A 13,641-nucleotide genomic window follows, 5' to 3' on the forward strand; every position below is an offset into this window, starting at 1 on the left:
ATGAGAATGAAAAAACATATGCTTATGTTGCTTTTTATGATCAGCAGTTTATTTTTAGTAGGCTGCAGTCAAAGTTTGGCGGAGAGTGGTTCTAAGGTCACATCCTTACAAGCTGAAAATAAAATCCCTTCAGATGGAGTTATTTCTGAAAAACAAATGAAGACGATCGAGAATAAAAACAAAGAGGTTCGCTTCACTAAAAAAACGGAACAGCTAAGTTATACATGGATTTATCATGGAAAACAGGTTCAAAATGCTGTGAAGCAAAAATTGAACCTGTCGATCAAAACCAAAAATTTAGAAGCAGTTAAAAAGTTGGCTAATAATGCATCCGAAGCGATGGAAATAACTAGTGAATCGATGGAACTAGCGGGAACACCAACAATTGAATTGAAATTGAATTCTAATTGGAATGTAGATAAAACGCTGCTTGTTCGTAAGCATAAAGGTAAATTGCAATTGGTCAGCGATAGTCCAGTAACTGTAAAAAAAGAAGATGGAGCCACGATTTTATCTTACCCAGTTTTTGAAAGTGGTGTAACCTATTATTTAATTGGTGGCGGAAATCAAGAGAATACGACAGATACTTCAACAGATGGAACACAGTCAGGAGTAAAACAAGACCAAACGGTAGCAAGTGGACAAAATCAGCTAGCTGGCTCAGATTCGTCAACTAACGAAGTGGATAATTCCGGACAAACGCCAACTGAGACAACTACGGAGAAAGACAATCAAACAGAGGTCAATGGAGAAGTAGCTTCCACTGCTAATAATAAGGCAAATAGTAACAAAGATTCTTCAGAAGTTACAGCAACTATTTCTATTTCTTGCAGCACGATCCTTAATAATCGTGATAAATTAAATAAGAGCAAGGCTTCTTTTGTACCAAGCAACGGCATCATTTTAGGTGCTAGTCCGGTTGAAGTAAAATCGGGTGAGAGTGTATACGATCTGTTGGTACGAGCAACGAAGCAAGCAGGGATACAGATGGAAGCGAGTTGGACACCAGTATATGATGCTTACTACATTGAGGGAATCAACCAACTTTATGAGTTTGATTGCGGCAATCTCTCCGGGTGGATGTATAAAGTCAATGGCTGGTTTCCAAATTATGGCGCGTCAAAATATGAGGTTCAAAAAGGCGACGTTATCGAGTGGGTATACACTTGTGACCTTGGAAGAGATATTGGCGGGTCAAATATGATGAACGAAAAATAGTGTGAGGGGGAAGGAATTTAATTATTCCGTAGACATGAATCAGACAAAGCAATATCGGCAAGATGCGTTCTATCGATGCCATCCACTTGTGAATTTCTTATACTATTTTATTGTTCTAGGTGTGACGATGTTTTGTTTACATCCGGTTGTATTAGTAATTGGTTTTTTATCCGCGCTTATCTATGCCGTCAGTTTGAGAGGCTGGCGGCAAATCGTAGGTGTGCTAGTAAAGTTTATTCTTCCTGGAATGTTGATTGTAGTATTGGTGAATCCCGCGTTCAATCATTATGGTGTGACGGTCTTTTATACTTTTGAAAATGGCAATTCACTGACGCTTGAAGCATTGGTCTACGGTATAGTTCTGGCAATGGTTTTGGGAATTTCTATGATTTGGTTCCATTCCTTTAATGTCATTATGACTGGCGACAAATTTGTTTATCTTTTTGGCAAAGTTTTACCAGCTAGTTCTTTGATTTTATCAATGGTTTTTCGTTTTGTGCCTAAATTTAGTCACCAAGCCCAGATTATACGTAAAGGACAGAAGAGTATTGGCAGGGATATTTCAAATAATACATTCTTCAAAAAAATAAAGTATGGACTAAAAATATTTTCGATCTTAGTAACTTGGTCGTTAGAAAATGCGATTGAAACAGCTGATTCCATGAAAGCACGAGGTTATGGTTTGAAAGGACGAACAGCTTTTTCAATCTATCGACTAGATAAACGTAATGGATTTTTATTGATGTTGATGGTTATTATGGCAGGTTTGTTTTTATTCACTGTTTCTAAGGATGCTTTATTTGTCAGCTATAACCCAATTATCGTAATTAAAGGATTTCCGCTTACTTGGTTGAGTGGGTTCGGTCTTTTAAGTTTAACAATATTTATGAATATTCCGTTAGGTTTGCAGTTTTGGGAAACCTATCACTGGAGAAAGTCGCTAAAGCAATTATCAAAAAAAAGAGAATTACCGAGTTACTTTAATCAAATGGATGGAGCTAAAAATTATGAGTATCATTGGAATTGAAAATTTTTCTTTTACATACCCTCGCCAAACAGAAAAAATATTGAATCAGATCAACTTAACAATTGAAGAAGGAAGTTTCAATGTTCTGTTCGGGAAAAGCGGTTGTGGAAAAACAACACTTTTACGGCATTTAAAACCGGTCGTTGCTCCTCATGGAGAAGTGGAAGGAAAGATTGTTTTTCAAAATGAAGATATCAAAAATCTAAATACTCGCCGACAAAGTGAAGAAATCGGTTATGTCTTACAAAATCCCGACAATCAAATCGTCACAGACAAAGTTTGGCATGAATTGGCTTTTGGATTAGAAAGTTTAGGATTTGATTCAGCAACTATTCGTTTGCGGGTTGCAGAGATGGCTTCTTATTTTGGTATCCAACATTGGTTTATGAAAGATGTAACTGAATTATCAGGGGGGCAAAAACAGTTATTGAATTTAGCAAGTGTGATGGTTCTTCATCCTAAGCTGTTGATTTTGGATGAACCGACTTCTCAGCTGGATCCAATCGCTGCCAGTGAATTTTTAGAGACTGTTCACAAAATCAATCAGGATATTGGAACGACTATTATTATTACTGAACATCGCTTGCAGGAAGTATTACCAATGGCTGATCATTTGATTCTGATGGACCAAGGAGAGATTCATCTTCATGGTACTCCTCAAGAGGTAAGTCATCAAATGCATCAAACGAATGATGATCTGTTTATTGCGATGCCCGCACCATTGAAAATTTTTCTGAAGACTCAGAAAGTAGGTACCCATTATCCAATTACTGTTAGAGAAGGTCGTATTTGGCTAGAAAGTCTAAATTTAGCACCTATTTCAACTGAAATTGAAAACTCAGCAGCTGAAACTAGTCCACCGTTATTACAAGTAAAAGATATTTGGTTCCGCTATGAACGAGATGGAAAAGATGTTGTAAAGGATCTTAACTTCGAAGTTTATCCGGGAGAGTTTTTTGGATTAGTTGGAGGAAATGGGACTGGGAAAAGTACTACGCTTTCTCTGATCAGTCGAATTTATCGCCCGTACCGCGGGAAAATCTTACTTGAAGGGAAAAATATTAATAAACTTTCGAGCTATTATTTGTATCATAATTTTCTGGGTGTTTTGCCGCAAAATCCGCAGAGTTTATTTGTTAGAAAAACTGTTCTTGAGGATTTATATGAAATGATTGACGGTCCAAAAGAGAAAAAGACAGATGCTTATGCTTTGTCTATGGAGAAAAAAGATGCGGTCGCAGGAGTCATCCAACTGACGCACTTAGAACATTTGTTAGATAGACACCCGTATGATCTCAGTGGTGGAGAGCAACAGCGGTTAGCCTTAGCTAAGATATTATTATTACGCCCTAAGATTTTATTGCTGGATGAACCGACAAAAGGCTTAGATGATTTTTATAAACAAGAATTCGGACAAATTTTACAAGAGTTGAAGGAACAAGGCGTATCTATTATTATGGTTTCTCATGACGTGGAATTTATTGCGGAACATGCGGATCGTTGCGGACTGTTTTTTGAAGGGAATATCGTGACAATAAAAGCAACGCGAGCCTTTTTTTCAGGAAATAGTTTTTATACGACTGCTTCGAATCGACTTGCACGCAAATATTTTCCAGAAGCGGTGACGGTAGAGGAGGTAGTAGCATGTCTAAATCAACAAAAGACTTTCTAAAAGCTTTTTATTCAGATACGGAATATGAAGGAGAATCGTTTGAACGGCAGGCTGTACCAGAATTTCAGTTGTGGGATCAAATAATCAAAAAGCAAGCACTGTCTAAACGGACGAAACTTGCGCTACTGATCTATTTTTTACTGACGCCTTTAGTTATTTATGTGGGGATAAAAGTGGGCGATCGGAAATATTTAACTGTAAGTTTAATATTGATGGTCATGGCGATGGCACCTTTTTTCTTAATTTTTGAGAAAAGGAAACCAAAAGCTCGTGAACTGATTGTGATTGCTGTACTTGTTGGTTTAGCAGTGGCTGGTCGGATGGCATTTTTCATGTTGCCGCAATTTAAGCCAGTTACAGCGTTAGTGATTATCGCGGCAGTTTCCTTTGGTGCAGAAACCGGATTTTTAGTAGGTGCCTTATCGGCTTTAGCTTCGAATATTTTCTTTACACAGGGACCGTGGACTCCTTGGCAAATGTTTGCCTTCGGGATGGTTGGATTTATTGCAGGTCTATGCTATCAAAAAGGATTGCTGCGAATGAATCGCATCGCACTAAGTCTTTTTGGATTTGTTAGCTGTTTTATTATTTATGGAGGGATTATGAATCCCGCGTCACTGTTTATGTATTCTAGTGTCGTAACTAAAGAGGCATTGCTGGCGACATTTATATATGGGGCACCGATGGATCTCGTTCACGCTGGTTCAACTTTCATTTTTCTCTTTCTTTTTTCTAAACCAATGTTGGAAAAATTGGCTCGAATCAAAATTAAATATGGATTGATCCATTAAAAAGAACCGTCTGCCAAAAGTTTACTTTGGGCAGACGGTTCAAAATTTATTTATATTTTTATTGGATAAGACTGTCAACTAATTCTGGACGAGGATTAGACAAGACTATTTTGTTGATTAGCATAGCTTGATCTTTTGCGCCTTTTGCGCCAGCTTCAACCGCTGTTTTTACTGAGGCAACATCACCAGTCAGAACGACGAAGGATTTTCCAGCAATACCTGTTCCTAACTGGATAGCTAAAAGCTCAACATCAGCAGCTTTGACTGCAAAGTCAGCAGCAATAATCGATCCAGTTGCTGAATAGTATTCTAAAACGCCGATAGCTTGAATCGTTTCTGGTATTTTAGCCATATTTATAGCTTGAATAACTGTCGGATCAACGCGAGAGATCGTTAATTCACCGACTACATAACGCCCACCTTGTTCTACTCCAATCTCCATTGACCGCTCGATTGCCCCAACGTGACCACAAATCATAATATAGTACTTTCCAGGACAACTTGCGCGTGCCATGATCAATGTCGAATCAGCAGCTTTTAGCATATAGTCTACAACTTCGATACCTTTAGCGATGCTATTTAATTCTAAAAATCCGATGGTATCCATTTTTTTCATAAGGCACTCCTTTCGATCGTAATGCTCGTGGTAACAGCAGTAACGATACCATCAATACTAGCGTGAATATCTGCTCCTAATGCTTTTTCTGGTTTTTTCCCGATCAAATCCCCAGCCTTTATTTGGTCACCAGGCTGAACGACGGGTTCACAAGGCGCGCCGATATGCATTTTCATTGGAATAGTTACTACATTTGTTTCATGTTTGCAGAGTTCATTTACTTTTAAATCAGCGTATTGTTTCAAGCCATTCTTCAGCAATATTTTTACTGGCGGAACTTGTTGATACTCACGCATTAGTGAGGGAGTCAAAGGGATTTCTTTTTTCTGGTAACGAATCCCTTTTTCCGCTAGACGATGTTTTACATAGATATTTACTTGACGTGGCATCAAACCCATCGGACATGCGATCGTTTCACAAATCCCACATTCACAGCAAAGAAGTGCTTCTTTCCAAATTGGATCATCGTCGATATCGTCAGGAATTTCGGTAACTGTCAAATGACGCATAATTCGATGCGGATGAATCGGATGACCAATTTGGTAGCGTGGACAGAGCTCAGTACACAAGCGACATTGAATGCAAGAGGAGCGTGCTTTATTGATAACTTGAGGCATCTCTTTTTCAAGCAATTCATAAATAAAATCTTGCTTTCCAGTGATAATGATCCCCGAAGTTGTTTTGGTGACGACTTGTTGTGAAAAATCTTCTTTAGTTCCGGTTTTTCCCATCATAGGCCCCCCGTTAATGAACATAAAGTCATCAATCGTAGCTCCACCAGCTAATGTGAGACATTCTGTAAAAGAAGTCCCAATCGGTACTTCTAAAATTTTAGGTTCCTTAACCGCACCAGTGATCGTTAATAATTTATGAGTAACACTTTTTCCATGTTGAGCTCGATAAATATTCAGCATCGTGGAGATGTTTGAAATGACACAGCCGACATCTAACGGAATCCCGCCTGGCGGAACCGTTCGTCCAGTGATTTCAAAAACCATGATCTGTTCATCACCAGCAGGATAAAAGTTATTCATTTTGAAGAGTTTGATTGGAACATGGAGTACTTGAATGGCATTCTCTAATGCTTGGATCTCTTCAGTATAATGAGCCTTTGTAGCAATTACGATCTGCTTAGCTTCTAATAATTCTCCGACATCAGCGATTGCTTGGACACATTCTTTTGCGTAGTGGTTCATCACATAATGATCTTTTTTTAGCAAAGGTTCACATTCGGCTGCATTAATTATAAAATATTCCGTCTTAGTATTGTACTTGGCGGCAGTTGGAAAACCTGCGCCACCGCAACCAACAATTCCAGACGAACTAATTTGTTCCAATAGCATATTCGTTCCTCATTTCTTTAAACTAAGATGACTCAGCAGTTCTAGTTGACACATTAATTATTAAAAAAGATATTCTGCTTTTCACTAATCAAACAACAAACCTCATCAGCCGTCGTTAATTGTTTTCGATGTTTCATCAAGTTTTGAGCTAAACCCATGGAAATTCCTTTAGCCAAAAAGCGCTCTTTAGAAGTTTCCAGACAATCAAAATCAGGAAATTCACCTAAATTGGCGATTCGATTGATATTGGCCATCGCTAAATATCCAAGCGAGTCTTGAAAAATTGCTAGAAATCGTTCCCGCTGATTACCAGAAACATGATCAGAGAAATAGATGAAGTATGTCTTATAAACATCTTTAATTACTTGTAATAAAAAAGCGCACATTGAATCATCACCTCTAACAGAAAAGGCTGCGTATTGAGACAAGATATTTGCTAAAAAATAGCCAAGATCATAAGAGAAGGGACCAGTCATGGTATATTCCATATCGATTACTTTAATGGATGTTGATGAAACAAAAATATTTGAAGTATGAAAATCTCCATGGATTAAGCACTCATTTCTATTCGAAAGTTTATCAATCAATGAATCCCAATCTTTTTTTACAGTCGAGTCCTTTAAAATTACTGCTAAAATATCTAAAAGCGCTGCCTGCTCTAAAGGAATATTACTTTTTTTAGCAGCCGGTTTTAAGATGAATTTAGTAATAATCTCCCGCATATTTGAATTTTGAAAGTGATCGACTAAAGATATCCAATTTTCTTTTGACAATTTAAACTGAGATGTGGCTAAGTGAGTCCGTGCAAGGTATTCACCCACTTGTTTTCCTAATCGTGGGAATTGCTTCCCATGGCATAGGGAAAAGCGAAGAACCTCTAAATACGAAAGATCTTCCATAATAAATAAATGCGCTGTTGGATCAGAAAAATAAGTCATAGGAACCATTTGGGGAGCTAGTTCTGAACGTAATTGATACGTCATATATTCTAAATGATTACGTTTAGGATCAATCGGCATGAGGGAGATGCCGCTAGAGGGTACCTTTTTTGAATGCTTAAGAACAAATTTTTGCTTACCTTGTCTAAGGGTGTAAAGATAGTTTATGTAGCCGTCAATATATTTATCTTTTTCGTTGGAAAGAGCCGTCACAATAAGTGGACTGGGTTTGTTAAAAAGTGTAGTTTGATGAATTAAATAGTTTGTGAGTGTATGTTCGCTAATCTCCATTATGCTCCTCCTTACACCTTGTTCTATCAATAATTTTAGCGAAACATACAGCGAAAATATATAATAAAAATATGCACTTTATAGGAAAGTGCTGGAAAGCCTTTAAAGCCTACGAACCATAGTAAATACTCAAAAAAAGTGAGCAAAAAAATACAATAAAAAGACCGCTTTCAATTTGGAATTAAGGACAAGCAATCTATCAATTCTTTGAAAGTCTTAATCAGACAACCATATTTTTTCTACTTTAATGAGCACTTATGCAATCTTCTGTTTCGAGTCCCATTATTTGTATGTTTGTTTCATTAAAAAATCTGGATGGAGATTGATTTATTTGCAATTAGCCTTCCTACGACTATTTTTTTCGGAAAGTTGTCACATTTTTATCGAGTTTTTTAGTTGTTGATACGATCAAGAGTTCTTCGATGGCGGATAGGGCACTGCAGACTAAAAGAATAATACTGAAGGGTTTGACTGGAACGAGCAATAAAATGAGCGGGGCTAAAAAAAGCAGCAGTCCAGTTAATTTATTCAAATAGCTGTGTAGACTCGCAAATTGCCGGAAACGAAAGTAGCCGATCAAATAGGTAAGGCAACGGATTAAAGCAATCATAAAAATACCCCACAGCAAAAAATTCGGGAGTTTGATCGTAAAGATGACTTTTGTCGCGACAACTATAAAAAAGATCAAATCAGCCAAACTATCCAATAAAGTTCCAAGGCGGCTTGTCCAATTCATTTTCCGAGCAATCCAGCCGTCGAGAATATCTGTTATTCCTGCTAAAAAGTAAAGCAGAAAGAAAAATTGATCGGCGGCGATCACTATCAATAATGAGGCAAGGATCCGTAAAAGCGTTAATAGATTAGGAATATATTTCATGCGTCTGCTCCTTTGGTTAAGGGATCAATCGATGAGATGAAAGCTTCGTTCTAGTCTCAAATCGTATGTCATCCGGCAAATTTTTGTTCTTTGTTTCTGCTCAGATACGTTATTTTATTCTGGGGAAAATTGGTAGCCAGAATCAGTATTTTATTGAAAGATAATTTAACTTTATCATGTTTTTAGCGTGCTTGAAATCAAACTGAAATCGAATTGCAATGAATTTGTGCTATTTTTAATAAAAAGCGGTAAGGGGAAGTTGGAATGACAACAACATTGATTATTGATCATCCGTGGAAGGAAAGCTTTAATCACGGGGTGTTGAACCATTTGATCGCGGGTTTGGAACAGGATCAGAAAATCTATCAGGTGATCGATCTGAACAAAGATGGCTTTGATCCAGTGATGTCTGCTGAAGAATTAGCGGTTTATCAGCGCGGTTCGGTTTTAGATCCGTTGGTTTTGCATTATATGAGCTTGTTGCGGGAGACGACGCAGCTAGTTTTGATTTTCCCGATTTGGTGGTACAGTTCACCCGCAAGTTTAAAGGGCTTCCTTGATAAGGTATTGCTGAATGAATTTGCTTTCTTTGACGGCGGCAATGGGATTCAACCACTACTAGCAATCGACTCAGTCGTTGTCTTTACTACTTCGGATCAACCGACAGAAAGTTTGGACCAACATTGCACCCGCAGTTACAAGCATCAGTTAACGACGACATTAGAAGATATCGGTTTGCGAAATATTTCTTGGCATCATTTAGGCTCGCTGAAAAAGCTGAGTGAAGAAGAACGGCAAGCGTATTTAACAACGGTATATGACAAGCTGTAAAATCTGATAATGGCCGAACTGTATCAAGCAATAGGGATCACTTATTTGCATTTGTTAGCTATAAAAATCTAACTACATCAGAATCTCAAAACTTTCTTTAATTTTCGACGTAAGACCTTGAGCGGGTCTTGCGTCATTTTCTTTTTATCGGTACACTGGCTAAGATATAAAAGAAAGATGAGGATTATTTTTTTATGGAAAACGAAAAGGTTACGCAGCCGAACAAAAGCGATTGGATTTTACGCTTTATCAAAGGAATGTTCATCGGCTCAGGATTTATTTTACCGGGAGTCAGCGGAGGGGCCTTGGCGGCGGTATTTGGTATTTATGAACGGATTATTTCATTTTTGGCTCACATCACAAAAAATTTCAAAGAGAATGTGCGCTTTTTTATTCCTGTAGGATTAGGCGGTATCGCGGGGGTTTTTGTCCTTTCTTTTGCGGTTAGTTTTTTATTAGGGGAGTTTGAGACGATCATGTTGTGGTTCTTTGTCGGCTGTATTATCGGAACAGTGCCGGCATTGTGGAAAGAAGCTGGAAAAAAAGGCCGTGCAACAAAAGACTATGTTATTTTGGTTATTAGTTTTGTTGTTGGTTTTTGGTTCTTGTGGCAAGGTTCAAGTTTATTTGGTCACGTAGATCAAAATTTTGTAACTTGGATGATCGCTGGTGCATTAATTGGTTTGGGCTTGATTGTACCGGGGCTTAGTCCTTCAAACTTTTTAGTCTATATGGGCATGTACAAAGCGATGGCAGACGGCTTCAAAACAATCGATATGGGTGTGATCATTCCAATCGGGATCGGCGGATTAGTCACTGTTTTGAGTTTATCAAAAGTAATGGACTGGGTATTTAGTCATTTTTATGCGGCGATGTATCATTTTATTTTAGGAATTGTTTTTGCTTCAACGGTAATGATCATCCCGACAGATTATAGTGGGATCGGTTTCCTTGGTTTCGTTGGCTGTGCGGTTTTATGTGTGCTAGGAGCAGCGCTTGGCTGGTGGATGAGTCGTTTGGAAGAACGGTATGTTCCAGAAGATTAAAAAATAATTTGAAATTTAGGCTTGCAATTTTGATGAGAAGTCTTTAAGATGATGGTAAGCATTTGGAATAGTAATAAATTTTATTGGCAGCAGAGAGTTGATTCATCGGCTGAAAGATCAACGTGCCCACTGAAATTTATGAACCTACCAAAGAAGATTGATGCGAAAGCAGCACGCGACTCTAGCGTTATTGGAGCTGAAAGTTGGGTCAATAAGATTTGACCAAGCAAGGTGGTACCGCGAAATTATCCGTTTCGTCCTTACAGTTGTGTAGGGATGGAACGGTTTTTTTATTTTTATTTTTAGGAGGATGCATGAATGACAAACTTACAAAAAGAAGATTTTTCAAAATGGTATTTACAAACAATTCAAAAAGCTGACTTGATGGATTATTCACCTGTTCGCGGTTGTATCATTTTTAAAGCTGATGGTTATGAACTTTGGGAACATATCCAAGAAGATTTCAACAAATGGTTACGAACACAAGACATCCGTAATGTCTACTTCCCAATGCTGATCCCTAAACATTTCCTAGAAAAAGAAGAAGAACACGTAGAAGGTTTTGCGCCAGAATTACCTTGGCTAACTAAAGTTGGTGATGAAGAATTAGAAGAACCTTATGCATTACGGCCAACATCCGAAACATTGATCGGCGATGCTTTTTCTAACTGGATCAATTCTTACCGTGATCTTCCTTATGAAATCAACCAATGGGCGAATGTTTTCCGTTGGGAGAAAAAAACGATGCCATTTTTACGGACTTCAGAATTCTTATGGCAAGAAGGCCATACAGCTCATGATTCTGAAGAAGCTGCTCGCGTACGGACGATGAGTGCTTTAGAAGCGTATGCTAATTTAATTGAAAATACGTTGGCGATCCCTGTTTACCGCGGACAAAAAACACCGTCTGAACGGTTTGCAGGTGCGGTAGATACGTATTCTGTCGAGGCAATGATGCGTGACGGAAAAGCCGTCCAAGCAGGAACGTCTCATTACCTTGGTCAAAACTTTGCAGAAGCGTTTGATATCAAATTCTTGAATCGCAACAATGAACATGAATATGCATATACAACGTCTTGGGGAATCTCAACTCGTTTGATTGGCTCATTGATCATGGTTCACGGCGACGAACAAGGATTGGTTTTACCACCAAAAGTTGCGCCAACACAAGTAATCTTGATCCCGGTTGGCCCTTGGCAAAAACAACCAGCTATTTTGGATCGTTTACATGAATTGAAAGCATCATTAGTTGAAAAAGGTTTGCGCGTTCGGATCGATGAAACGGACAACACACCAGGCTTCAAATTTAACGAATGGGAATTAAAAGGGGCGCCATTACGAATTGAATTCGGCCCGCGTGATTTGAAAAACAATCAAGCCGTTATCAAAATGCGTGATCTAGAAGACAAAGAATCTGTCTCGTTAGAAGGCATTGAAGAGTATATCACCGAACAATTGGATATCATGCAAACACGTTTATTCGAAAGCGCGCAAAAACGCTACGGTGAAAATGAACATACTGATATCGATACGTTAGATGAATTGAAAGCTCATATCGAACAAGCCAAAGAATCAGGAGAAACACCAGGATTTGTCTTGATCGGTTGGGATGGCACGGAAGAAACTGAAGCCAAAATCAAAGAAGAAACGGGCTTCACGACTAGAAATATTCCATTTAACCCACCTGTTGAAAAAACAGTCGACATCGTTAATGGAAAACCTGCGAAACATACCGTTTGGATAGCACGCGCGTATTAATTTGAGGAAGTCCGCCACAGTATCGCCAGTTTATTAAAATTTTTTTTGCAATTACTGTTTAATCAATCAGCCACCAGTAAGCAGGAAGGTCGGGAATTTGATTTCCCAGGTTGATCTGTGCGGTTATATTCTTAGAGTCTGAGAGCATCAATCAAATTTGGTTGGTCATCTCAGGCTTGTTTTTTTTTGAGAAAGATGGGTAGAATAGTTATAGGATGTGAGGGGGATTTCAATGAAAATCGTTGTACTAGATGGCTATGCGTTAAATCCGGGAGATTTAACTTGGAAGGCTTTTGAAAAATTTGGAAAAATAAAAATCTATGATCGTACGTCTTACACGAACAAACAAGAAATTATTGAACGAATCGGTCAAGCGGAAGTGATCTTGACGAATAAAACGCCGATCGATGAAGCGGTATTGCAAGCGGTGCCACAAGTGAAATATATCGGGGTGTTAGCAACTGGCTATAACGTGGTGGATCTCACTGCTGCTAGTAAGCGAGGAATCTCGGTCACGAATATTCCGGCGTATGGTACCACTGCTGTGGCGCAATTTACGTTTGCATTGTTGTTAGAAATTGCTAACCAAGTAGGATTGCACAGTGCGTCTGTTCATCAAGGCGCATGGCAAAACAGTCAGGACTTTACGTACTGGAAAACACCTTTGATGGAGCTGCAAGGAAAAACGATTGGCTTGATCGGGTACGGTGAAATCGCCCAAGCAACGGCTACGATTGCTCATGCATTCAATTTAAATGTCATCTACTGGAATCATCGGCCCAAACAAGCGCAAGCAGTCTGGGCAAAGCAAGTCACGTTAAACGAATTGTATCAGCAAGCCGACATCATCAGTTTGCACGTTCCACAAACAGCTGAAACAACGAAAATGATCGATCAGACGGCGATCCAGCAGATGAAAACTGGTGTGATCTTATTGAATACCGCTCGGGGCGGTTTGTTAGATGAAGCCGCTGTAGCAGAAGCTTTGAACAACGAAAAAATTTATGCGGCGGGAGTAGATGTAGTTTCAAAAGAACCCATGAGTAAAGAAAATCCGTTACTGCACGCTAAAAATTGTTTTATTACACCGCATATCGCATGGGCGCCTGTAGAAACCCGGCAACGGCTGATGGAAATTGCCGCAGACAATCTGCGTGCCTTTTTAGCCGGCGAAGAAAAAAACGTTGTGAATCAGAAATTATAGCAGTATTTGTTAAAATACGCTGTATCGTT

12 protein-coding genes and 1 other annotated feature are annotated in these 13,641 nt (G+C 38.8%); of the genes, 8 read left to right on the top strand and 4 right to left on the bottom strand.

The genetic code is table 11. From position 1 onward, the window contains the following. From FFM63_RS02775 to FFM63_RS02790, 4 genes are all read left to right on the top strand, one after another. Positions 1-1,218, top strand: coding sequence for a DUF4430 domain-containing protein (locus tag FFM63_RS02775; protein ID WP_212741163.1), 1,218 nt, complete (start codon positions 1-3; stop codon positions 1,216-1,218). 127 nt (positions 1,219-1,345) lie between these two features. Next, positions 1,346-2,245, top strand: a complete 900-nt coding sequence (locus FFM63_RS02780) for an energy-coupling factor transporter transmembrane component T (RefSeq protein WP_246033275.1) — start codon at positions 1,346-1,348, stop codon at positions 2,243-2,245. Next, positions 2,226-3,917, top strand: a complete 1,692-nt coding sequence (locus tag FFM63_RS02785; protein ID WP_137608821.1) for an ABC transporter ATP-binding protein — start codon at positions 2,226-2,228, stop codon at positions 3,915-3,917. Before FFM63_RS02780 ends, FFM63_RS02785 begins: the two co-directional genes overlap by 20 nt. After that, positions 3,890-4,708 (top strand): ECF transporter S component, encoded by an 819-nt coding sequence (locus FFM63_RS02790; RefSeq protein WP_137608822.1) that lies wholly within the window; start codon positions 3,890-3,892, stop codon positions 4,706-4,708. The genes FFM63_RS02785 and FFM63_RS02790 overlap by 28 nt, the downstream gene beginning before the upstream one ends. 58 nt (positions 4,709-4,766) lie before the next feature. Here the strand turns inward: FFM63_RS02790 and FFM63_RS02795 are convergent, their stop codons facing one another. The 4 genes from FFM63_RS02795 to FFM63_RS02810 form a co-directional block, all read right to left on the bottom strand. Then, positions 4,767-5,324 carry a BMC domain-containing protein gene (locus FFM63_RS02795; RefSeq protein WP_137608823.1) on the bottom strand — a complete coding sequence of 186 codons (558 nt, stop codon included), beginning with the start codon at positions 5,322-5,324 and terminating at the stop codon, positions 4,767-4,769. Continuing rightward, on the bottom strand, positions 5,321-6,667 hold the full coding sequence (locus FFM63_RS02800) for a 4Fe-4S dicluster domain-containing protein (protein WP_137608824.1): 1,347 nt from the start codon (positions 6,665-6,667) through the stop codon (positions 5,321-5,323). Before FFM63_RS02800 ends, FFM63_RS02795 begins: the two co-directional genes overlap by 4 nt. Before the next feature lie 53 nt (positions 6,668-6,720). Further along, positions 6,721-7,896 carry a phosphotransferase gene (locus FFM63_RS02805; protein ID WP_137608825.1) on the bottom strand — a complete coding sequence of 392 codons (1,176 nt, stop codon included), beginning with the start codon at positions 7,894-7,896 and terminating at the stop codon, positions 6,721-6,723. 352 nt (positions 7,897-8,248) lie between these two features. Then, positions 8,249-8,773: a CDP-alcohol phosphatidyltransferase family protein gene (locus tag FFM63_RS02810; protein WP_137608826.1), complete on the bottom strand. Its 525-nt coding sequence runs from the start codon at positions 8,771-8,773 to the stop codon at positions 8,249-8,251. A gap of 264 nt (positions 8,774-9,037) precedes the next feature. On the opposite strand from FFM63_RS02810, the gene FFM63_RS02815 reads away from it, so the two are divergent. From FFM63_RS02815 to FFM63_RS02830, 4 genes are all read left to right on the top strand, one after another. Next, entirely contained in the window at positions 9,038-9,604 is a 567-nt protein-coding gene (locus FFM63_RS02815) for an NAD(P)H-dependent oxidoreductase (RefSeq protein WP_137608827.1), read from the top strand. 194 nt (positions 9,605-9,798) lie between these two features. Then, positions 9,799-10,650 carry a DUF368 domain-containing protein gene (locus FFM63_RS02820; RefSeq protein ID WP_137608828.1) on the top strand — a complete coding sequence of 284 codons (852 nt, stop codon included), beginning with the start codon at positions 9,799-9,801 and terminating at the stop codon, positions 10,648-10,650. Positions 10,651-10,698: 48 nt separating this feature from the next. Then, positions 10,699-10,915: a binding site (T-box leader), on the top strand. 53 nt (positions 10,916-10,968) lie between these two features. Beyond that, a complete protein-coding gene (proS, locus tag FFM63_RS02825; protein ID WP_137608829.1) occupies positions 10,969-12,408 on the top strand; it encodes a proline--tRNA ligase in 1,440 nt (479 codons plus the stop codon). Between the two features lie 232 nt (positions 12,409-12,640). Further along, positions 12,641-13,612: a D-2-hydroxyacid dehydrogenase gene (locus FFM63_RS02830; RefSeq protein ID WP_137608830.1), complete on the top strand. Its 972-nt coding sequence runs from the start codon at positions 12,641-12,643 to the stop codon at positions 13,610-13,612. Positions 13,613-13,641 lie beyond the last annotated feature (29 nt).

This window comes from Enterococcus pingfangensis, from assembly GCF_005405205.1.
GTDB lineage: Bacteria > Bacillota > Bacilli > Lactobacillales > Enterococcaceae > Enterococcus_A > Enterococcus_A pingfangensis.